This window comes from Geomonas subterranea (assembly GCF_019063845.1).
Classification (GTDB): Bacteria; Desulfobacterota; Desulfuromonadia; order Geobacterales; family Geobacteraceae; genus Geomonas; species Geomonas subterranea.
Genome location: NZ_CP077683.1, coordinates 2,759,185 through 2,780,000, shown reverse-complemented (window position 1 = coordinate 2,780,000; position 20,816 = coordinate 2,759,185). Strand labels below are relative to the sequence as shown.

Annotated in this window: 16 protein-coding genes and 2 rRNA genes (1 of these 18 running past the window's edge); 13 read left to right on the top strand and 5 right to left on the bottom strand. The window is 54.4% G+C overall.

All coding sequences use genetic code 11. The annotated features are described in order from the left end of the window. The 6 genes from KP001_RS12065 to KP001_RS12040 form a co-directional block, all read left to right on the top strand. A 23S ribosomal RNA gene (locus KP001_RS12065) occupies window positions 1–2,820 on the top strand (it extends 137 nt beyond the left edge of the window). A 135-nt stretch (window positions 2,821–2,955) separates the two neighbouring features. Beyond that, window positions 2,956–3,072 (top strand): 5S ribosomal RNA (gene rrf / locus KP001_RS12060). A 304-nt stretch (window positions 3,073–3,376) separates the two neighbouring features. Then, window positions 3,377–5,068, top strand: a complete 1,692-nt coding sequence (locus tag KP001_RS12055) for a methyl-accepting chemotaxis protein (RefSeq protein ID WP_217285892.1) — start codon at window positions 3,377–3,379, stop codon at window positions 5,066–5,068. Window positions 5,069–5,293: 225 nt separating this feature from the next. Continuing rightward, the gene (locus tag KP001_RS12050; RefSeq protein WP_217285891.1) at window positions 5,294–6,946 is read left to right on the top strand and encodes a DUF3943 domain-containing protein; all 1,653 of its coding nucleotides are present in this window, start codon (window positions 5,294–5,296) and stop codon (window positions 6,944–6,946) included. Between the two features lie 42 nt (window positions 6,947–6,988). Further along, a complete protein-coding gene (locus KP001_RS12045) occupies window positions 6,989–7,795 on the top strand; it encodes a M48 family metallopeptidase (protein ID WP_217285890.1) in 807 nt (268 codons plus the stop codon). A gap of 87 nt (window positions 7,796–7,882) precedes the next feature. Continuing rightward, the gene (locus tag KP001_RS12040; RefSeq protein ID WP_217285889.1) at window positions 7,883–9,337 is read left to right on the top strand and encodes an aminoacyl-histidine dipeptidase; all 1,455 of its coding nucleotides are present in this window, start codon (window positions 7,883–7,885) and stop codon (window positions 9,335–9,337) included. A 5-nt stretch (window positions 9,338–9,342) separates the two neighbouring features. On the opposite strand, the gene KP001_RS12035 is transcribed toward KP001_RS12040, so the two are convergent. Both KP001_RS12035 and KP001_RS12030 read right to left on the bottom strand, forming a co-directional pair. Beyond that, the gene (locus KP001_RS12035; RefSeq protein ID WP_217285888.1) at window positions 9,343–9,585 is read right to left on the bottom strand and encodes a hypothetical protein; all 243 of its coding nucleotides are present in this window, start codon (window positions 9,583–9,585) and stop codon (window positions 9,343–9,345) included. Window positions 9,586–9,698: 113 nt separating this feature from the next. Next, a complete protein-coding gene (locus tag KP001_RS12030) occupies window positions 9,699–11,375 on the bottom strand; it encodes a B12-binding domain-containing radical SAM protein (RefSeq protein ID WP_217285887.1) in 1,677 nt (558 codons plus the stop codon). Window positions 11,376–11,681: 306 nt separating this feature from the next. Between KP001_RS12030 and KP001_RS12025 the strand changes: the two genes are divergently transcribed. The 5 genes from KP001_RS12025 to KP001_RS12005 all read left to right on the top strand — a co-directional run bounded on the left by KP001_RS12025 (window position 11,682) and on the right by KP001_RS12005 (window position 17,346). Continuing rightward, window positions 11,682–13,013 carry a radical SAM family protein gene (locus tag KP001_RS12025; protein ID WP_217285886.1) on the top strand — a complete coding sequence of 444 codons (1,332 nt, stop codon included), beginning with the start codon at window positions 11,682–11,684 and terminating at the stop codon, window positions 13,011–13,013. 544 nt (window positions 13,014–13,557) lie between these two features. Next, the gene (locus tag KP001_RS12020) at window positions 13,558–15,321 is read left to right on the top strand and encodes a hypothetical protein (RefSeq protein WP_217285864.1); all 1,764 of its coding nucleotides are present in this window, start codon (window positions 13,558–13,560) and stop codon (window positions 15,319–15,321) included. 331 nt (window positions 15,322–15,652) lie between these two features. Beyond that, window positions 15,653–16,210 carry a recombinase family protein gene (locus KP001_RS12015; protein WP_217285885.1) on the top strand — a complete coding sequence of 186 codons (558 nt, stop codon included), beginning with the start codon at window positions 15,653–15,655 and terminating at the stop codon, window positions 16,208–16,210. A gap of 187 nt (window positions 16,211–16,397) precedes the next feature. Then, on the top strand, window positions 16,398–16,784 hold the full coding sequence (locus KP001_RS12010) for a hypothetical protein (RefSeq protein ID WP_217285884.1): 387 nt from the start codon (window positions 16,398–16,400) through the stop codon (window positions 16,782–16,784). Window positions 16,785–16,839: 55 nt separating this feature from the next. Continuing rightward, a complete protein-coding gene (locus KP001_RS12005; protein WP_217285883.1) occupies window positions 16,840–17,346 on the top strand; it encodes a hypothetical protein in 507 nt (168 codons plus the stop codon). Between the two features lie 258 nt (window positions 17,347–17,604). Here the strand turns inward: KP001_RS12005 and KP001_RS12000 are convergent, their stop codons facing one another. Beyond that, the gene (locus KP001_RS12000; RefSeq protein WP_217285882.1) at window positions 17,605–18,150 is read right to left on the bottom strand and encodes a Ros/MucR family transcriptional regulator; all 546 of its coding nucleotides are present in this window, start codon (window positions 18,148–18,150) and stop codon (window positions 17,605–17,607) included. Between the two features lie 260 nt (window positions 18,151–18,410). Next, window positions 18,411–18,752: a helix-turn-helix domain-containing protein gene (locus KP001_RS11995; protein WP_217285881.1), complete on the bottom strand. Its 342-nt coding sequence runs from the start codon at window positions 18,750–18,752 to the stop codon at window positions 18,411–18,413. Window positions 18,753–19,213: 461 nt separating this feature from the next. On the opposite strand from KP001_RS11995, the gene KP001_RS11990 reads away from it, so the two are divergent. Together KP001_RS11990 and KP001_RS11985 are read left to right on the top strand one after the other, a co-directional pair. After that, the gene (locus KP001_RS11990) at window positions 19,214–19,939 is read left to right on the top strand and encodes a hypothetical protein (RefSeq protein WP_217285880.1); all 726 of its coding nucleotides are present in this window, start codon (window positions 19,214–19,216) and stop codon (window positions 19,937–19,939) included. Between the two features lie 127 nt (window positions 19,940–20,066). After that, complete coding sequence (locus KP001_RS11985; RefSeq protein ID WP_217285879.1) at window positions 20,067–20,354, top strand: hypothetical protein; 288 nt, start codon at window positions 20,067–20,069, stop codon at window positions 20,352–20,354. A 59-nt stretch (window positions 20,355–20,413) separates the two neighbouring features. Here KP001_RS11985 and KP001_RS11980 read toward each other — a convergent pair whose 3' ends face one another. Then, window positions 20,414–20,797, bottom strand: coding sequence for a hypothetical protein (locus tag KP001_RS11980; protein WP_217285878.1), 384 nt, complete (start codon window positions 20,795–20,797; stop codon window positions 20,414–20,416). Window positions 20,798–20,816 lie beyond the last annotated feature (19 nt).

Here is a 20,816-nt window from a genome sequence, read left to right as displayed (position 1 = left end):
GTAATGCTCCAGTAACGTAGAGTAAATTCATAGCTCTATGTGGCGAACGAGGGGAACTGAAACATCTAAGTACCCTCAGGAAAAGAAAACAATAGTGATTCCGTCAGTAGCGGCGAGCGAAAGCGGAACAGCCCAAACCGGCACCATTTCGATGGTACCGGGGTTGTGGGGCCCCGACGTGGGATTGATGATTGGTAGGAGAACGGTCTGGAAAGGCCGGCCATAGTGGGTGATAGCCCCTTATCCGAAACCATGAGTCACCCTAGGGTGTCCCCGAGTACTGCGAGGCACGTGAAACCTCGTGGGAATCCGGGAGGACCATCTCCCAAGGCTAAATACTACTCTCTGACCGATAGTGAACCAGTACCGTGAGGGAAAGGTGAAAAGTACTCCAATGAGGAGGGTGAAATAGAACCTGAAACCGTATGCCTACAAGCAGTGGGAGCACTATGGAGCAATCCAGTGTGACCGCGTGCCTTTTGCATAATGAGTCAGCGAGTTACCCTTTGCAGCGAGGTTAAGTTCATGGAACGGAGCCGCAGCGAAAGCGAGTCTTAATAGGGCGAATTAGTTGCAGGGGGTAGACCCGAAACCGGGTGATCTATCCATGTCCAGGGTGAAAGGAAGGTAACACTTCGTGGAGGCCCGAACCCACTGGCGTTGAAAAGCCAGGGGATGAGGTGTGGATAGGAGTGAAAGGCTAATCAAACTCGGAGATAGCTGGTTCTCCCCGAAATATATTTAGGTATAGCCTCACAAAGTAAGTAGCGGGGGTAGAGCACTGGATGGGCTAGGGGCCTCACCAGGTTACCAAACCTAACCAAACTCCGAATACCGCTAACTGTTATTGTGGGAGTCAGACTGCGGGTGATAAGATCCGTAGTCAAAAGGGAAAGAGCCCAGACCGCCAGCTAAGGTCCCAAAATCTATGCTAAGTGGAAAACGATGTGGAAATGCCCAGACAACCAGGAGGTTGGCTTAGAAGCAGCCACCCTTTAAAGAAAGCGTAATAGCTCACTGGTCGAGTGGGTCTGCGCGGAAAATGTAACGGGGCTAAGCATAGTACCGAAGCTGCGGATTTGATCCTTAAGGATCAAGTGGTAGGGGAGCATTGTGTAAGCCTGCGAAGGTCGACCGTGAGGACGGCTGGAGGTATCACAAGAGATTATGCTGACATGAGTAGCGAAAAACAAGGTGAGAAACCTTGTCACCGAAAACCCAAGGTTTCCTACGTAAAGGTAATCTGCGTAGGGTTAGTCGGTCCCTAAGGCGAGGCCGAAAGGCGTAGTTGATGGGAAACGGGTTAATATTCCCGTACCACCTGTTGTTGCGATGGGGGGACGGAGTAGGGTAGACGATCCTGGCGCTGGTTGTCCAGGTTTAAGGTCGTAGGCGGGAAGAGGAGGCAAATCCCTTCTTCCATTCAACGCTGAGAACTGATGACGAGGGGGTATCCCCGTAAAGTCGTTGATCCCATGCTTCCAAGAAAAGCCTCTAAGCTTCAGACAGCAGGTGACCGTACCGTAAACCGACTCAGGTGGGTGAGGATAAATGTCCTAAGGTGCTTGAGAGAACACTGGTTAAGGAACTCGGCAAAATGATACCGTAACTTCGGGAGAAGGTATGCCCTTTTTGGTGAAGGCGATTCGCTCGCACAGCTGAAGAGGGTCGCAGAGAAATGGCGGTAGCGACTGTTTACTAAAAACATAGGACTCTGCAAAGTCGCAAGACGACGTATAGGGTCTGACGCCTGCCCGGTGCCGGAAGGTTAAGGGGATTTGTTAGCCGCAAGGTGAAGCTTTGAACCGAAGCCCCGGTAAACGGCGGCCGTAACTATAACGGTCCTAAGGTAGCGAAATTCCTTGTCGGGTAAGTTCCGACCTGCACGAATGGCGTAACGATTTCCGCGCTGTCTCAACCAGTGGCTCAGCGAAATTGAATTCTCGGTGAAGATGCCGAGTACCCGCAGAAAGACGGAAAGACCCCGTGCACCTTTACTACAGTTTGACAGTGACATTCGAATAAGCTTGTGTAGGATAGGTGGGAGACTTTGAAGCTGGGACGCTAGTCTCGGTGGAGTCAACCTTGAAATACCACCCTGGTTTGTTTGGATGTCTAACCCAGGTCCGTCATCCGGATCGGGGACACTGTCTGATGGGTAGTTTGACTGGGGCGGTCGCCTCCCAAAGAGTAACGGAGGCGCGCGAAGGTTCCCTCAGGCTGATTGGAAACCAGCCGTAGAGTGTAAAGGCATAAGGGAGCTTGACTGCGAGACCAACAAGTCGAGCAGGTACGAAAGTAGGTCTTAGTGATCCGGCGGTTCTGTATGGAAGGGCCGTCGCTCAACGGATAAAAGGTACGCCGGGGATAACAGGCTGATCTCCCCAAGAGTTCACATCGACGGGGAGGTTTGGCACCTCGATGTCGGCTCATCGCATCCTGGGGCTGAAGTAGGTCCCAAGGGTTTGGCTGTTCGCCAATTAAAGCGGTACGCGAGCTGGGTTTAAAACGTCGTGAGACAGTTTGGTCCCTATCTTCTGTGGGCGTAGGATACTTGAGAAGAGTTGACCTTAGTACGAGAGGACCGGGTTGAACGTACCTCTGGTGTTCCAGTTGTTCCGCCAGGAGCAGTCGCTGGGTAGCTATGTACGGAAAGGATAACCGCTGAAAGCATCTAAGCGGGAAGCCTCCTTCAAGATTAGGTATCCCTGGGAGCAATCCCTAAAGGCCCGTTGTAGACCACAACGTTGATAGGCCGGGTGTGTAAGCGCAGTAATGCGTTCAGCTTACCGGTACTAATCGGCCGTGAGGCTTGACCATAAAAATTCTTAGAGAGGGGGTGGTTCTCCACCCCCCGATCATAAACTGCCGATGCTGCAACCTACATTCATGATGATGCAATTGAAGAGAAATAGACTGTAGGGGTGAATAATCATTCGCCCTTACCAAGAGTTTCTCTGTGGCTATGCCGAGAGGGCCACACCCGTTCCCATCCCGAACACGGAAGTTAAGCCTCTCAGGGCCGATGGTACTGCACTGGTAACGGTGTGGGAGAGTAGGTCGCCGCAGGGAATTTAATAGAAAAAGCCCCGCCAGGTTCGTCCAGGCGGGGCTTTCTCGCGTTCTGACCCAAGGCTTGCCAGCGTCTCCGGGCCGGCCTCTTTCACGCCCAGGCTGCGCCCTCACCCCCGCCCCTCTCCCAGGGGGAGAGGGGGATCTTTCCACCCTTTTTACTTCTACGCCGCACGTGTCCTCTTTTTCGAACCGCTGCTTACTACTCTTAAAACTGTGCCTGTTAGGGTGTTATACCTATTGGATTGACACCTTCATGATTTTAATGTAGTAATTGGCATATTTGAATGCGACAGGGGATTCTATGTTTTTCAGGAAATACCTCTCTTCACTGCACAGCACATACATCTTCATGGTTTGCTTCGGCCTGCTCATGGGGGTGATCTTTCCTTTCTATTCCTGGCTTTTCTTCGGTGCCAAGGCCTTCGCACCCCTCTATGTCCTCGGCTGTCTGGCTGCGGGATTCATCGTCGGAACGTTTTGCTACCAGATCATCAAGGAGGCGCTCAGGCTTTACGTCGAACAGCAACTGAAGATCCTGGGGAGGATCACCGGTGACAATTCCACCCCATCCATGTCAGGAAAAGGTGATGAATTGCAGCAGTTGATGGTGTGCAACGAAGCCCTGATGCACCGGGTTTTGGTGATGGTGGAAAACGTATCGAAGCTGGCAGCCGACATCTCCGGCCGCCATGGCCGTCTCACCGCAGACTTCACCAGGACGGTTCTCAACAACGAGAAACAGGCCGCCAGGGAACAAGAGACCATCGGCGCGATCGACGACATGAACGCCTTTTTCAAGGATCTGCTTAAGGAGATCGAGGACATCGCGGTGCGCACGGATGAGCGGGCTTCCATCTCCACGGAAATGAGTGCCGCCACCGACGCCATCGCCCTCAGCATCCAGGAATATTCAGCCTCTGTCATGGAAACCTCCGCTTCGATAGAGGAAATGGCCACCAGCATCAAGGGGACCGCCTCGAACATCGACGCGCTGACCAACTCCACGGAACAAACCTACAACTCCATCCTCGCCATCGGTAACTCTATCAGCGACATCCGCGACAACGCCCGCCGCACCTCGGACTGCTCGGACAAGGTCCGGGTCCAGGCAGTGGAGGGGATGGAGGCTATGGCGGCAACCATCGCCGCCATGACCGCGATCGAGGAACACAGCGACCGCTCCGTCGATGCCATCAACCGCTTGTCACAGCATTCCCTTCGCGTGGGTGAGTTCCTCGATGTCATCAAGGAGGTCGTGGCCCAGACCAACCTCCTTTCCCTCAACGCTTCCATCATCGCGGCGCAGGCTGGCGAGCGGGGTAAGGCCTTTGCCGTGGTTGCCGAGGAGGTCCGCGCTCTGGCCAAGAGAACCTCCGCTTCCACCGATGAAATCGAGGAACTGGTCGCCAATATCCAGAAGGAGACGGCCGCAGCCGAGACGGCGGCCCGCCTTGGCAAGGATAAGGTGGCCGAAGGGGTGACTGTATCAGAGAAGGCTGACGAGGCGCTGCACAGGATCGAGGACAGCGCCGCCGAGGCCTCGCGGATGGTACAGCAGATCGCGGCCGCCACCAATGAGCAGGCGTCGGGGAGCAGGCTCATCACGGAGGAGGCCGAGAAAAACCTGACCCGCGTCAAGCAGTTCAGCCGCGCTATCCAGGAAGAGGAGACCGGAGCCCAGCTGATCGTCCGGAGCCTGGAGCGCATGCGTGCCCTATCGAAGAAGATAACCAGCTCCACCGATGAACAGGTCCGCGGCAACCGGCTGTACATGCAGAGCGTGCAGGAAGACAACGACAAGGTGAAGCGGTTGAAGGAAACCTGCATGGAGCAGCTCGCCATCGGTGACGTGTTGCGTAACGATGTGGCAGAGGTCGATCGGCTGATCCAGGGGACCGCCCAAGAGGCGAAGAAGATGCTCGGCGAAATCGAGACCATCAACGAGCTCATCGTTTCCATGCACAGGGAGATGGAGTCCTTCCGTAAGTTGTAACCTCTTCCTTGCCAGGACTTACAGCCCTGCCGGCGCCGCCGGCGGGGTTTTTTTATGCCGCGGGGCTTACTCAACGTCAAAGAGCCGCGACCTTGACAACGAAAGGAGTGCAGGTAGATTATAGGGTGTTAATTTTTCCGACATTATCCCTCATCTGCCGGCCGCACGTGCCCGCCTGGAACCGCTGGAGCTGGCGCCCCGGTCACCTGAGTGATGGGAGGCGGTATGAGATACTCACCGGGATCTGCTCCTGTCTTCCTGCTTGTGATAATGGTCCTGTGTGTGGTTCTGGCAGCGCCGGGGCACGTGTGCGGCGCTACGGCAACCGCCACTGACCCTCCCGCCGACACCAGTGCAATCGGATCTGACCACGCCGGAGAAGAGTTCACATGGCGGGTAACCAGCGACGATCCGTCGCTTTCCAGCTGGAGAAATCTTAGAAGCCGCTCCGGCTACACTGTCGCCCAAAACGACATGCTTCCCCCGGGGGCAAAGGGTGCCGCACCGGAGCGCCCGGCACTTGACTGGGAGACGGGCGAAGGCAAGAGCTACGTGGTGCCCGCGCTTGAAATACCCGCCTTTATCGTTTTGCTCAACGCTTTCGACAGGATCGCGTTGCACGACAAGAAGACGGACGACGGTAAACGGACCTATGCGACCAACCCTTCCACCTTCTGGCATCAACTGACCCATCAGGACTGGACCTTCGACCAGGACACATTCAAGGTCAACCAATTCGGGCACCCGTACGAAGGCGCCACCATGTACGGCCTGGCCCGCTCCTCCGGCTTGAACTTCTGGCAGTCGCTCGTGTACAGCAACGCCGGGAGCTTCTTGTGGGAAATGGCCGGCGAGAATTCACGCCCCTCGACCAACGACCTCATAACCACGGGCAATGCGGGCGCCCTGCTTGGGGAGGCCCTGTTCCGGATGGCTGACCTCGTCCTGGAAGAGGGGGGGGTGAACCCTCCTATCGGGCACCGGCTCGCCGCCGCGGCCATTTCTCCACCGACTGCGGTCAATCGCCTGCTCTTTGGCAAGCGGTTCGACACCGTCTTTCCGAATCATAGCCCGGCCACGTTGTGGCTGTGCCGGGCCGGTTTCAGCCTCGACGTTCACTCAAAAAACCTCACCGCCCCGGTAAAGGAGAGCAGCCAGGACAGCATCGGCATCGTGGAATTTTCCATGGCCTACGGGCTGCCAGGGAAGCCGGGCTACAGCTACCACCGCCCCCTCGACTACTTCAACTTTGAGATTTCCACCAGGGCCCGGCAGCACAACCTGGTGGACACCCTCACCATCAGGGGGTTGCTGAAGGGGGAGAGGTACGAGATAGGCAGGGATTATCGCGGCATCTGGGGGCTCTACGGCAGTTATGACTACATCTCCCCCTACGTCTTCAGGGTCTCGAGCACGGCACTGTCGCTGGGTACCACCGCGCAGTACTGGATATCTCCCGGGGGGGCGGCCCAGGGGTCGCTCCTCGGCGGGGTAGGCTTCGGCGCAACCGGCCTCGAATCGGACGTCCGGGAGGAGCGGGGGTATCACTACGGGGTGACACCGCAGGTGCTGCTGGCGATGAACTTCCTCTTTGGCGATAGGGCGATGGTGGACCTGAGCGGGCGCTGGTACTATGTCAGCAGTGTCGGCCCCGATCACGACGGCTCGGAAAGCGTGTTCAGGGGCCATAGTGCTCTGACAATAAGAATCCACGGCAACCACGCACTAGGGTTGCAATATTCGGAGTCGATACGCGACACGAACTATGCTAATATTCTCACCAAATACCGTTCCGAAGGTACCTTGAGTCTCGTCTACACCTTTGTCAGTGACAGGGCCTTTGGCGCGGTGGAGTGGAGAGATCCCGCCGATCGTTGAGTCCTGCTGCACCATATAATTTATATTCCGGAGGTTTGTTTGATGAAATACCTGAAAAGGCTTTTCCTGCCCATCCTGTTGAGTCTTTCCCTCCTTTCCGGCTGTGCCGTCAACAAGTCCTCCGTGGGTGGATTCAACCTGGTTTCCGTTTCCGAGGAGAAGGAGCTGGGAGACAAGTTCGCGGTGGAGGTTGAGAAGCAGCACCCGGTGGTGAGGGACCCGGAGGTGCAGGCGTACATCGATGGCGTCGGGAGGAGGCTACTGACCGGCGTGCGCAAGCAGGATTTCCCTTTCACCTTCCAGGTGGTGCGGGATGACAGCGTCAACGCCTTCGCCATTCCGGGCGGGCACACCTACGTCAATACCGGCCTCTTAAAGGCGGCGGCCAGCGAGACCGAGCTGGCGGCGGTGATGGCGCACGAGATGAACCACGTGGTGGCGAGGCACTCGACCCGGCAGATGACGCAGCAGTACGGCTACAGCCTGATCACGAGCCTGCTTCTGGGGGGGCAGGGGGGAGAGCTTTCCAAGATCGCGGCCGACCTCTTCGGCAAGGCCGGCGGCATGTACTACAGCCGTGAGATGGAAAGCCAGGCCGACTACCTCGGCGTGGAGACCATGTACAAGGCCGGGTACAACCCGGAGGGGATGGTCAGCTTCTTCAAGAAGCTCGACGCCGCCGAGGAGAGGCAGCCCGGCAAGATCGCCAAGTATTTCTCTTCCCATCCGGAGACGGTGGACCGGATCAAGGACATCCAGCAGGAGATCTCCAAGCTGCCGGCGAAGAACTGGCTCCCCGACTCCACGCCGGAGTTCGCCCGGGTCAAGGCCAAGGTCAAGAACCTCTAGCCGGGCGTCAGCAGAAAGAGCCGCTTCGAGCAGCCCCTTCATCCCCTGCAAGGAAATTGCAGGGGAATTCTTTATTCAGGAGCAGACATGACTGACGCGATTGGTGGCATCGAGCCTCAAGTATTCTGGAACTGCTTCGCGGCGATATCCGCAATTCCCAGACCGTCGGGGCACGAGGACCGGATCGGCGGATACATCCTGGAGCGTGCCGGGCAACTGGGCCTGGAGCGGGCCAAGGATGACTGCGGAAACATCGTGGTGAGACTTCCGGCCACTCCGGGGAAGGAGCGGGTTCGCAGCATCTGCCTGCAGTCCCACCTGGACATGGTGTGCGAGAAGAACGCGGACAAGATGCACGACTTTCTGAAGGATCCCATTGAACTGGTGCGCCATGGCGAGGTGCTGACCGCCAACGGGACCACCCTGGGCGCCGACAACGGCATCGGTGTGGCCACTTCCCTCGCCATCATGGAGGATGGAAGCATCGAGCACGGACCGCTGGAACTCCTCTTTACCGTGGAGGAGGAAACCGGCCTGCGCGGGGCGAAGAACCTCACCCCGGGGCTCGTGGCGAGCAGGTCCCTTTTGAACCTGGACTCGGAAGAAGAGGGGGCCCTTTACATCGGCTGCGCCGGCGGCAAGGACACCGTGGGGAGGTGGCCCCTGGTGAGGGAGCCGGTCCCCGCAGGCGCCGTGCCGGTTCGTGTCGCGGTGAAGGGGCTGAAGGGAGGGCATTCAGGCCTCGAGATCGACAAGGGGCTCGGCAACGCCATCAAGCTGCTGAGCCGGGCGCTCACGCCGCTGGCAGGGCTGGGGGGAAGGATCGCTGCCATCGACGGCGGCAACATGAGAAACGCCATCCCGAGGGAGTGCAGCGCGGTGATGTACCTGGCGCCGGAGCTGGTGGCAGGGGCGCGGGCGGTGGTGGAGGAACTGGCGGCGGTATTCGTCGCGGAGCTGCCGGCGGTAGATCCCGGCGTGCGACTGACCCTGGAGCCGTGCGAGGCGGGGCCGGCGACGGTGATGGAGCCGCACCTGCAGCGGCAGGTGCTGAAGACCATCTCCGCCCTCCCCAGTGGCGTGCAACGCATGAGCGCGGAGATCCCGGGGCTGGTCGAGACTTCCACCAACGTCTCCGTGATCAACACGGAACAGGACGAAGTGGTCCTGATCACCAGCCAGCGCAGCTCCAGCGCGTCCCGCCTGACCGAGGTGGTCGACACGGTGCAGTCCATCCTGGAAATGGGTGGTGCCGTGGTCGAGGTGAGCGAGGGGTACCCGGGGTGGCAGCCGAACATCGATTCGCCGCTATTGAAGCTCGCGCAAAGGTGCTACCGCGATCTTTACGGCACGGAACCCGAGGTGAAGGCGATCCATGCGGGTCTCGAATGCGGCATCATCGGAGAGCGCATTCCGGGGATGGACATGGTCTCTTTCGGGCCCAACATGGAGAAGGTGCACTCGCCTGATGAAAGGGTCTACATCGAAAGCGTTGCGAGATACTGGAGGTTCGTGCTGCAGATCCTGAAAGCCGCGCCATAGAGGCGCTACTCCTGAAGGTCGCAGAAGAAACGGACCACCAGGGGGACGATGGCGTTGGTCCCGCAGATGATGACCCTCTGTGTCATCTCCCGGCACTTCTGCCCCACGCGGCACTGCAGCGATATGTCGTGCAGACCGGCGCGGCACCGGAACACCCGGGGCGTTTCGCCGTCCTTGTTTTCACCCTGGTAGATCCCGTCGATAGAGACGCTTCCCTTGCGCTGGCAGCAAACCGTGAAGTATTCCATGGCCTCTCCGCTGCGGCATTGTGTGATGAGAGCGCGCTAAGCGGAAAGTATCCCGTGCTGTGTCGAGGATGCAAGAGGGGACCGATGCCGCGGGACGCGGCTGAGACGGGAAACTAGAGGACCTGTACCTGGAGTCCCGCCCCCGGGGCGGAGCGGTAGACGAAGGTGAGGACGGTGGGCTCTTCGCGCCAGGGTGTGCAGCGGTAATCCCGGGCGAAGGTGCGGCGGTAATAGCGCACGCGTTCCCCGGGCTTTGCTTCCAGGCGCAGGGGGGCGCCCGGTGCGTCCGGTCCGCTGCCGCGGGTGAAGAAGCTGGGAGGGTTGCCTGCGGGGTAGCCGGTCAGGCAGAAGTCGAAGCAGAGGGCATCGCGCAGGCGTTCTTTTGCAGCCTCGTCCCTCCCCCCGGTACCGAAGCGCCAAAGGGCCTCGAAGAGCGAGGCGAGGGAAAGGTTGCCGGCGAAGTGCCCGGCGGATTCGAAGAATTGTGCCGCTTCGTCGAGGAGCTGCGACAGGGGGCGCTCGGCGGCGAAGAGCCGCATGGTGGCGGCAAACCTGCCGCTGTTGTAGACCAGGTCCAGGAGACGGCTGATCCCTTCGATGCGCCGGATCTCCTCGAACGTGAGCCACGGGGTGCGCAGTATCTTGTAGGGCGCCGCCTCCGCATAGGCGTACCCTTCCTTGCGCGCGATCCCCCGCATCGCGGTTCCCTTCAGGACCTTGAGCGGCTCGACCTGGATGTGGTCGGCGTCGAGCGTGAAGAGGCCCTGGACCGAGGCGAGAAACCCCTCCAGAGATTCCCCCGGAAGTCCCGCCACCAGGTCGAGATGCACCGTGACCTTCGTCGCCGATTTGAGCCGCTCCACGTTGGCGTAGAGCCTCTCCAGGCTCGATTTCCGCTCCACCTTGGCCAGCGTCTCCTCCCCGCCCGACTGAACCCCGATCTCGAAACGGAACATACCAGCCGGTACTTGTACGAGCAGCTCCAGGTTATCTCCGGTGAGCAGCTCTGCCGCTATCTCGAAATGAAACTTGCTGCCGCGGTTGTGCTCCAGTATGAAGTTCCAGATCTCGTTGGCCCTTCTGGCGTCGTAGTTGAAGGTCCGGTCGGCGAGCTTCACGGTCTGCACCCCGGCCTCCATGAGCAGCAGGAGGTCCGCCTTGATCCTCTCCATGGAGAAGGAACGGACGCCTTTCTCGATGGAGGACATGCAGAAGGCGCAGGAGAAGGGGCAGCCGCGCGAGGTCTCGTAATACACCAGCGGTTTTTTGAGGTCGACGAGCCCGGCCGCGAAGGGGGAGGGAACCAGGTCCAGCTCCGCCAGCGCCGCACGTTCCGGGTTGGCGATGACCTCTTCTCCCTCGCGATAGGTGATCCCGCCGATTTCCTCCAGCGGCTCCCCGCGGCCCAATGCATCGAGGAGTTCCCGGCAGGTTTGCTCCCCCTCGCCGCGCACGATGCAGTCGACGGCGCTGTTGCGCACCATCAGGTCGAAAGCGCCGAAGGAGACCTCCGGGCCGCCAAGGACGATGAAGGTCTCGGGCGCGAGCTGCTTCAGATCCGACGCCAGTTTCAGCGTCAGCTCAGTGTTCCAGATGTAGCACGAGAACATGACCACGTCCGCCCGCTCCGCGTAAAGCTTCGCCAGCAGTTGGTCCGGCAGTTCGTTGATGGTCATCTCGAGGATGTGCAACTCCACACCGGGCAGGGTGGCGGATGCCGAGGCGAGATAGGGGAGTGCCAGCGAGGCGTGGACGTACTTGGCGTGCAGGGTGGAGAGCAGGATCTTCATGGGCGGGGATTGTAGCCGATTCGGCAGGGTGTTGCCAGAAAAATGGTGGCAGGCGCGCCGCTGCGCCAGGAGCGCCCCGGGATGCATCCCTTGCCCGCGCCACGGTTTTTTGTTACTGTAAGCGGCTGCCAAAACAAAACCAAAAAATCATTGGCCACGGAGAAAATCTGAGGACTTCTGAGAAAGGCACAACACCAAAAGGCCTTGTTAAAGCTAAGTTCTTGGTTTTAGTTTCTGCCCCTGTTGTTCTAAGTTCTCAGATTTACTCAGAAGTTCTCCGTGGCTAACGGTTTTCACAGGATTGACATGAAACGCAAGAAACTGCCGAAACTCCTCTACGCCGACAGCCAGGGGAATATCTACGACCACCCCTACCTCACCATGGCGGGGATGAGCGCCGACGAGGCGGTCCTGCCCGAGTCGGTGGAACTGATCCCGCTGCCGGACGACAGCCGCCTGTTCACCATACCCGACACACCTCCCATCGCCTGGGACGAGGACCAGGGAAGCTTCGTCACCCTGAGCCACGTCCGTGAGGGGCGGCGCAACATGAAGATCCAGGCCGTTTCCGCCTTCATGGCTCCGGGATACATGCGCACCCTGCTCCCCGCCTGTGACTACAGCAAGAAGAAGGTGCATCTCCCGCTTTGGTCCTACACCGCGGTGGGGTGGGACGAGGAGCGGGAGTGCTTCGTGGTCGCCGCGACCCGGGTGGACGACAACGAGAACTGGCTCCCCAAGAACTACGACGACAGGAAGCTCGATCCGCTGGTGCGGCGCATGCTGGCCGAGTTCCCCAACAACCGGCTCATCGAGCAGCTGTCGCGCTGCGCCGTCGACTACCACTGCTTCGCCGCCAAGAACCTCTTCTTCCGCAGGTGGGAGGCACCCATCCCCACCTCCCCGGTTTGCAACTCGCGTTGCCTGGGGTGCATCAGCCTGCAGCCCTCCGACTGCTGCCCGTCCAACCACGAGCGCATCCCGTTCGTCCCCACGCCGGAGGAGATCGTGGAGTTGATGCTGCCGCACCTTTTGCAGGCGCCGGATCCGATCGTCTCCTACGGGCAGGGGTGCGAGGGGGACCCGATCATGCAGGCCGACACCATCGCGGAGGCGACCAGGAGGCTCAAGGCCGGGACCTCGCGCGGCACGGTCAACTTCAACTCCAACGGTTCGATCCCCGACCGGGTCCGCATGCTCTGCGATGCCGGCATGGACTCCATGCGCTTCTCCATGAATTCGGTGCAGGAAGGGTTCTACAACAGCTATTACCGCCCCAAGGGGTACCGGTTCGCCGACGTGGTCGAATCGGTCCAGGCGGCGAAGCAGAAGGGGCTTTTCACCATGATCAATTACCTGGTCTCCCCCGGGGTAACCGACAGCCCTTCCGAGCTGGAGGCGCTCTTGAAGTTCATCGAAAAGACCGGCGTCGACATGCTCCAGATGAGGAACCTCTCCATAGATCCCGCCTTTTACAACGAGAGGATGGGGGTGCAAAAGCGGGGCATCGGCATGTACAAGCTGTTGCAGGAGGTGAAGAAGGCGTTCCCGAAGATCCAGTACGGCTACTTCAACCGCACCAAGGAGCGCTTCTTTCCCGACGGGTTCGAGAAGGGGTGGCCTATTTCAGGTACTTAGCGATTTCTAGTCAGGACTGCATGGGTCCAACTCTCCGTTTCTGGTAGTACAATTAATAGTACACTTTGTCAAGGGGCGGCAATTAGAAGCCTCCAACCACTATCACGACATTGTCTGGCTCCGACTCCCGAGACCTCCGCATTCACGTTCTGGAGCCAGCCCCTGCCGCAGGACATACTTGCTCCTGCGGCAGGGGGCTGGACGACGCAGAGATGATCTGAAGCTCCAGTGAACGAAGTCTTGTGATGAGTCACGCCAGCAATCTTTCAAAGTAGAGAAAAATATAATAGGAGCATCACCGGACCCGTGTTATCGTGAAGTCAGTTGCGAATGCAGTCGCTGATGAAAGACGAGACAAACAGCAGGTCTGATCACCCCGCCACATAGTTCCTCGCAGTTCCAGTAGCTCCCTCTCAACACATATCAATATGGGAAATCTGGGCCAGTACGCCATCACTGGTCGTTGCAGACTTGCGTCTTGCGTCCACACAGCTGCTCGGGACACCTGTATCCAGACACCCAACTCAAAAGGAGAAAATTTAATATGCAATCATCCGAAAGTATAGAAATTCATTTCAATCACAACGCCCCGGCAAGCCACGAATTCCTGTTGGAGCCTCGTCAAGCACCTCTGTCCAGCAGGATCCGTCAACTAACCCAAGATCTGGAGGTGGATATATCAAACCAACCGGACGAACCGAACGAATTCGAAACCCGAGAGTGGGAAGAGGACTTCGAGGCCAAAGCAGATGCACTGAGCGGCATGTTCCAGCAAGCCATGAACGAAGAGCTGTACATCGAGCTGTTCGGTTCGTTGGAGTCGAAGTGCCACGTGCTGGCCGACGAACGTAAGAAGACGGCGAAGTCTTTTTACGACTTGGACAGAATCATCCAAGAACACAACGATGTGCTTCTGTACAACCAAGAGTTCGTCGGAGTCTTGATAGACCCTCAAACCAAAGAAAAGAAATGGTATCCCAAAGACTATGATGCTCTGGTCAAATTTAGATGTTTTGTAGACGACATCGACAAAGTGAATGCAGGTAACATACAGGCTGTCATAGATATGATAATGACAGCCCCTATACTTCCGAACTACATCAACCTCACTGGCAATGGAATACACCTATACTTCCTGTTTGATGCAACCCATGACATGAAACATTCAGCATGGCGAATGGCATACGTCAACGATACGACCATAGAGTCTGAACGAAATGTTTATATAAACGTCAAGCAAGAAATGATCAAGTGGTTCAAAGGTTCAACAGCCTACTCTGATGTGAGCAACCATCTGGCTCAACCATCGAGATTGGCTGGATCGAAGACCAAGAATCGGAACAAACGAACAATCCTGTTCAAAGTATCGGACACCAAGTACAGCATTCAGCATATAGCTGGATTGTTCAATATCGACCTGCCGGATGAGGAGAGCATCCGCCAGTGGAAGAAGAAGGTGGACGCTGACAAGAAACGCTGGAAAAAGGCGAAGGGACAATCTAATCACGTCGCTACGTTACTAGATTTTACAGACCCCGACGACGCCTCTGGCAACGATATGGTTCACCTTTCCCGTGCAGTCGTAAGCTGTACAGACATGGCTCCAGACGTCGATCACGCCAACCCGAACAGCAAGTACAGATTTGACTTCACCGAGGTGGTGCAACGAGTTCTGAGCGACTACACGGAGCACATGAACTCACCGGAGGAGAAGTTACTAGAACGCTTCCGTCGACTTCGTGCGGAGTCCAAAGCCAAGGCTGAAGCCGATCCTCGCCGCCAGCAGCGAAAGATAGCGGGACGAAGAGGGTTGGAGAGCCAGTACAACCAGTTCAAACAACAGATGTTCAATGGAGTCCATGGTGGTAATCGAGCCAATGCCCTCCATATCTTCTGGAGCCGAGCAGCAGCATATCAAAAGAATGAGGATGTCATCTTCACTGACTTCTGCGATCTCTTGAGTTTGTGTAATTCAATGAGGGGTAAGAAGATCACAGAAAAGCAGGTCAGTAAGATCCTGTGTGGTCCACGAATAAAATATCCAGATGATTCTATATTCAAGAGGACAGGAATCATGATTGTGATGACTAACAGTAAAAATAAAGAGAGACAGAAGCGTAAAGATAATAAGACAAAGAAGTGGGAATTGATACTGAAGATCTGCGAATCAGAATTGCTGGAGAACGATAGACTAAGTGACCGACAGCTTACAACAAAAATCAACGCATTTGGTATTCCAGTTTCCAACAAAACCATATCATCCAGCTTGAAAATCAAAGAACTTAGAGCGAAGTTGAACCTACAGTAGCATGTCTATCTCTCTTCCTACCCGAGAGACATTTTTTACACACAAATCGGATCATATCTTGGATCTCTGACTGTGTAATTCTTGTCTATCAGGTAGGAGAGAGATATAGAAACAATCTAGCTGTACTCCCCTGCCTGATGGTTCCCAGCGACGATCACCATATCACTGAACCTTGGTTCAAGATCCCACTGTCCAATCAGAGTACGATCAGTTGGACGTCAGGTGAGTGTGAAAATAGTGTCAGATATATGTGGATATTGGGTAAATTTGACACTTGTGGCAAAATGTTATAGACTCCAGCTTGACAGAATTCAGGTTGGAGGTGCTTGCTATGAACGGTCAGCGGCTCGGATATATCAGGGTTAGTACAATTTCGCAGAATACTGATCGCCAGTTGGATGGTGTCGAGCTGGACGAGAGGTTCATCGACAAGGTATCGGGGAAAGACACGAATCGACCTGAACTAGTGCGACTGCTGGGACATGCAAGGAGGGGAGATCACATCGTCGTCCATGCTCTTGATCGTCTAGCTCGCAACCTCGATGACCTCAGGAAGATCGTGAAGACCCTGACCGCCAAGGGAGTCACAATCGAGTTCAGGAAGGAGAACCTGATCTTCTCCGGTGACGACTCACCCATGTCGACATTACTGCTCTCGGTGATGGGTGCGTTCGCAGAGTTCGAAAGATCATTGATCAAGGAACGCCAGCTCGAAGGTATCGCCATAGCCAAACAGAAAGGAAAGTTCAGAGGACGTCAGCGGACTATGACCGACGATCGGATCGCTGAGATCAAGAGACGGGTTGAAACTGGCGAGAAGAAGGCGGTCATCGCAAGGGATCTGGGTATCAGCCGTGAGACACTGTACCAGTATCTGCGGACGGCATGATTGCCGAGGAACTGGGGATAGGGATCGCGTCAGTGTACAGGATCATCGGGACGGGGAAAGCAGAAATGGTGGCGGGGTAGTCAGAAGAAGGATAGGTGTTATAATAGAGCATCCTAAAATTCCCAATCTGGACGCTAATGCATGAAAGCGGATGTGAGTAGATCAGATGAAGGGAGGTGCAGAGAGTATGGCATTGATACTAGAAATCAGTGAGATTGTCAAAGGATCTGGAACCAAACAAACTAAGCTCCTATCCGAAATCCTGTTGAACATGAAAGAGTTCAAAAGCAGAAGAGCTTACAGCGAATATGCTCCCTGTCTTGATTTTGGCAATCCTGCATCGAGACACGCCATCAGTGAAACACTATATGATCTTTGGCATTATTGCCAAAAAATAGATATCCCATTATTGAATATGCTTGTAGTTTTAAAAGACAAGGGTTTGCCAAGCATTGGCGTAGAAAAATGGTACAACCAACACTTCAATACGCTAAATAAGTACAATGAATACTGCGACTTACATGCAAGGCTTGCTGAGTTTGTGTTGCAAAATGAAATAGTTGTTTTGAAATAGCACCATAAAATCTGCATTAATATTTAGTTCATCTGCAGGCAAGGAGGAACAAATAGTGATTCTAGAGTGCGATAGATGTAAAATGACTGGAGATTGCAATCTATTCCACAAGGTGAACGGCGAGGACCTGTGCGGTAGTTGTTACAATAAGTTGCTTTTAACTTCAGCCAAAGATTTATTTTATGACAGAGTTCAGCAAAATGACTCGTTGAAACAAAAAAGAGAAGAATCTAGTAAATACGATTTGTCTTTTAAAGATTTGTTGTATAAATATGTAGGTGAATTTGTAGGAGTAAATCACAACAATCCTACTGAATATGACAAAGCACTGTTAATTTCAGTGAATGATGAATTTTTCTCAATATCATCTGATATCAATTCAGGCATAATACACCATTACCCATATAATGCCATCATGTCAGTTCTTCAGACTGTATCGGATGAACACATTATAAAAAGTATACCTGACTGCAAGCTGCTAATTCAAATACAAAGGCTGATTGTGTACAAAGGGGCATCTGGTTTGATCATTCCTTTGCCGCTTGGGATATTGGGGAACTAGCTAAGACATCAATCATATCCACTGTAGAACAGCAGTAAAAATGCACAACCTATGGGAGTGCTTAACGGTTGCGACCACACGACGCCCAGCCCAAGTCGCCTGTGGACCTGTGAAATATTGCGCATACACAAACGCTGTGCTCTTTGGGAGTTAGATCCAACAGACGAATCTCGGCTGGATATTTTGAATGTACAAAAGGCACCTCTTCGGATTCGGAAGGGTGCCTTTTGTACAACTGCATCTGGTTGTTAAAAGCTGTTATGCTTTTGCTTTCGGAGCAGCCTTCGTCCTTTGTGTCTTTGCAGGAGCCTTAACTGTCTTGGCAGCTTTAGCAGCCTTCGTCGGTGCCTTGGCAGACTTCGCTGCATCAGCTTTCTTCGCCTCTATATTTGCCATCCTCACCCATCTAGCCTTGGCGAGGTTGTCAGCCAATCCTCTGTCCAAAGCCATTGCTCTTCTGGCCTCGGAGTAACTCTTCGCTGAAAGCGACTGCTTGCTAGGGATACCAAACTGCTTCTTGTATGCGCTGGGCTTCATCCCATGAGCAGTACTCAGGTGTCGGCTCAAGGTCTTGAAGCCTCCCTTGCCACAGACCATGCAGACAATTTCGTTCTTCTTGAAAGCTTCTTTGATGGTCAGAGTGGGCTTGGCTTCCTGCACTCCCTCAACACTCTGGCCAGCTTCAATACTTTTCAGTGCGGCATGAACCTTGTTGATCTCAGCAATGAGTTCGTCGGAAGTCATTGGAGTGTGCGATGCGTGTGATGCTACAAGTTGTGCTGCAATCTCTACCAGAGTAGCCATATAATCATCCTCCATGAGGGATATTTTTACGTGAGTAATATCAGAGCCGGAGTATTTGTCAATAAAATAGTAAGCTGTTGTTGCTCCGACGGATTAAAGAGGCAGGCATATTTCACTGACAGCGATTTCTTAAGCAGGTAGATCTGATGAAAGTTCAGGGAGTGAGAGAAAGAAGAGTTTGGAACCGACTCAGTAGGGTGCATGGTCGTCATGAGGAGACGCTGGAAAAAACTACCAGTTGGTGGATTGGGCTCGGTGTGCTACTCCTTCACCTTTGCTGCAACGATGGCCAACTTCAGGATGCTCTGACGCACGTCCTCATTCTCAATAGCACGGAAGGATTCGAGGAGTGCCTGTTCTGAAACGTTCAATGGAATGGTCTCGCCAGCCACACGGAAGAAGTCCTGCACTGGAACCGAGAAGACTTCAGCAAGACACTGAATTCTCTCGATACTGATTTTGTCCCGACCCGCCTCATATTTCTGGATCTGCTGTGTTGAAACGCCAACCTTTTCGGCAAGTTGCTCCTGCGTGTACCCAGCCTCCTGTCTAAGTATTCGCAACTTAAACCCGATATCTTTGCTGGTCAAATGGTCGGCCACAGTTTTGACACCCCCTTTTTGCCCCGACGATAACTCATGGCAAGAGGGCGATACACAAACCATTAATTGATTTTTTATAAACCTCCGATTGATTTGGGCGGATAGGTATGTTATTAATCGGCAGCAACGTCGAATTCACTCAGGGGTACTGGAAATGGTCAGCGTCCTGATTGACGGCGGTATGCAATACAACCGGATTCGAAACAGGGGGGGAATGTGAAGGTTTTTGGGTATGTACTTATATTGGTCGGAATGTTTCTCAAGTCTAATGGCATTTCAAACATCGGTAGGAAGATCGCCGGACGCTCCCCCGTTGACCAATACGGGAACAGGTCAAGATGCAGGTACTGTGGTTCGGTACATTTTGGCGAATGTGCAAAGAGTCCGAACGGCCAGCATGAACATGTAATGGGATAAATCCGATAACCAGTTCATATCACTCTTCATCTGGAGGCATATCAATGCGAGGCTTATTAAAGTATTTCTATGTAGTTGGGCTTGTTATTATTCTGGCAGGATGTAAAGGCAAAGTTGAAAGTGTCAAAGACAGTTATTGGTCTGTCGATAAAAGTATACCGATTGGAAAAGCGTTGGACGGATACAAATATTTTGAATCTAAAAAATGGGAGACTGTCAAAACAGAGAATGGCCGCGAGTTTGTAGATTTTACAGGTGTAGTCTCAACGGCAGAGACCTCCAAAAATATAGATGGTCCTATTAACAACGCAAGATCTAAAGATCCAAGTGTAGATACAGCTCTGGCTAGTGACGCTGCTGCGAATGCATTATATCAGGGCTTCGGTATTGGTGGCAGCTTTTTTGCCGCCCAGAACATGCACAAAGTTGAATATTTGGTTGGGAGCAATGTCAAGAAGTACATCAGCAACAATGGTAGATATGCGCTAAAAATCAGGTTCAAATATGATAAAGATAACAAAGAGAAAGAGCGGTCAATAAATGTAGATCAATTTGCTCTGGTTGAGGTCCCTTCCGGTACTATCCTAAAAGATGGGATGAACCAAAATGAGGTTCTCTCTAATGTTTATGAAGAAAAGCAATTGTTTGGGAAGGAAGGTCTTGATGGCGACCCTTATTGGATAATCGGCTTAGACAAATTCAAGGGAAACGTGGAAAGGGCTCTTCAAAATGCAGCAGCCGACGCACAGAAGAACTTATTCGGACGATGACTCGGGGAGCGTCTTGTACCAGCCCCCCCCCGCCAAAGGGCGGCTGGAACTGACAGAGAGCAACCATTTTAATTCGCGACTACCCCAAATCATCATGACAATAACCGCCACTCAGAAGGAGGTTGAATTGAACAAAGCTCTTATAGTTCCTGCAGTTTTATTGTTATCACTAGCGTCAACCAGTGCTTACGCAGCCAGCAAAAAAGTGACAATGACTGGCATGCTGAGTCCGAATGCAAACGGAACTGCGACCTTTTTCAAGACCAACGATGGCAAGGAGTACACTTTCGATCCTTTATCAAAGGTTGGTAAGAAAATTTGGAAGGTGTGTGAGTTGGAAGTCCCATGTACTATCACCGGAACCGTCGATAACTACGGGATAGCGTCAGTGACTGTGGTGAAAAAAGGGAAGTGACCCGCTACTCATGATGTAATTGACAGATCCCCTTTGGTGTCGCCAGAGGGGATCTCTTTTTACTTGAACTGCTCCCGCCCGAAGACTTCCCCACGTTCAGTTCCCCGAAGCCACGCGATCCTCTCAGAGCCACCAACCACCAACCACGAACACTGGTGCTTAGAGAACCCAAACGAATCGACAAGGCAAATGTCCTGCCAAAAAGTCTGACCCTCAACAACTTCGGTCGCGATAAAACCTAGCCGCGTCCACTTCTGGATCAGACTGTCTATCAGATCTGAATCCATCAACCCGCCAGCTCTGACCAACATCGGATCGTGCCAAAAGGTTCTTCCGATGCTCTTGGCGTGATCTCGGAGACACCCACTCCAGCCGTCGGGGTAGATCTCCTCGATCCGGTGGATCGGAATCAATAGATTTAAAAACTCCAATCTCACCGCCATTAATCCCCCCTGCTCCACC

Coding starts and splice junctions, on each gene's coding strand:
- KP001_RS12050 (WP_217285891.1), top strand. CDS start 5,294: ATGAGATACTCACCGGGATCTGCTCCTGTCTTCCTGCTTGTGATAATG.
- KP001_RS12045 (WP_217285890.1), top strand. CDS start 6,989: ATGAAATACCTGAAAAGGCTTTTCCTGCCCATCCTGTTGAGTCTTTCC.
- KP001_RS12020 (WP_217285864.1), top strand. CDS start 13,558: ATGCAATCATCCGAAAGTATAGAAATTCATTTCAATCACAACGCCCCG.
- KP001_RS12000 (WP_217285882.1), bottom strand. CDS start 18,150: ATGGCTACTCTGGTAGAGATTGCAGCACAACTTGTAGCATCACACGCA.
- KP001_RS11980 (WP_217285878.1), bottom strand. CDS start 20,797: ATGGCGGTGAGATTGGAGTTTTTAAATCTATTGATTCCGATCCACCGG.
- KP001_RS12035 (WP_217285888.1), bottom strand. CDS start 9,585: ATGGAATACTTCACGGTTTGCTGCCAGCGCAAGGGAAGCGTCTCTATC.
- KP001_RS11990 (WP_217285880.1), top strand. CDS start 19,214: ATGCGAGGCTTATTAAAGTATTTCTATGTAGTTGGGCTTGTTATTATT.
- KP001_RS12025 (WP_217285886.1), top strand. CDS start 11,682: ATGAAACGCAAGAAACTGCCGAAACTCCTCTACGCCGACAGCCAGGGG.
- KP001_RS12055 (WP_217285892.1), top strand. CDS start 3,377: ATGTTTTTCAGGAAATACCTCTCTTCACTGCACAGCACATACATCTTC.
- KP001_RS12040 (WP_217285889.1), top strand. CDS start 7,883: ATGACTGACGCGATTGGTGGCATCGAGCCTCAAGTATTCTGGAACTGC.
- KP001_RS12030 (WP_217285887.1), bottom strand. CDS start 11,375: ATGAAGATCCTGCTCTCCACCCTGCACGCCAAGTACGTCCACGCCTCG.
- KP001_RS12010 (WP_217285884.1), top strand. CDS start 16,398: ATGGCATTGATACTAGAAATCAGTGAGATTGTCAAAGGATCTGGAACC.
- KP001_RS12015 (WP_217285885.1), top strand. CDS start 15,653: ATGAACGGTCAGCGGCTCGGATATATCAGGGTTAGTACAATTTCGCAG.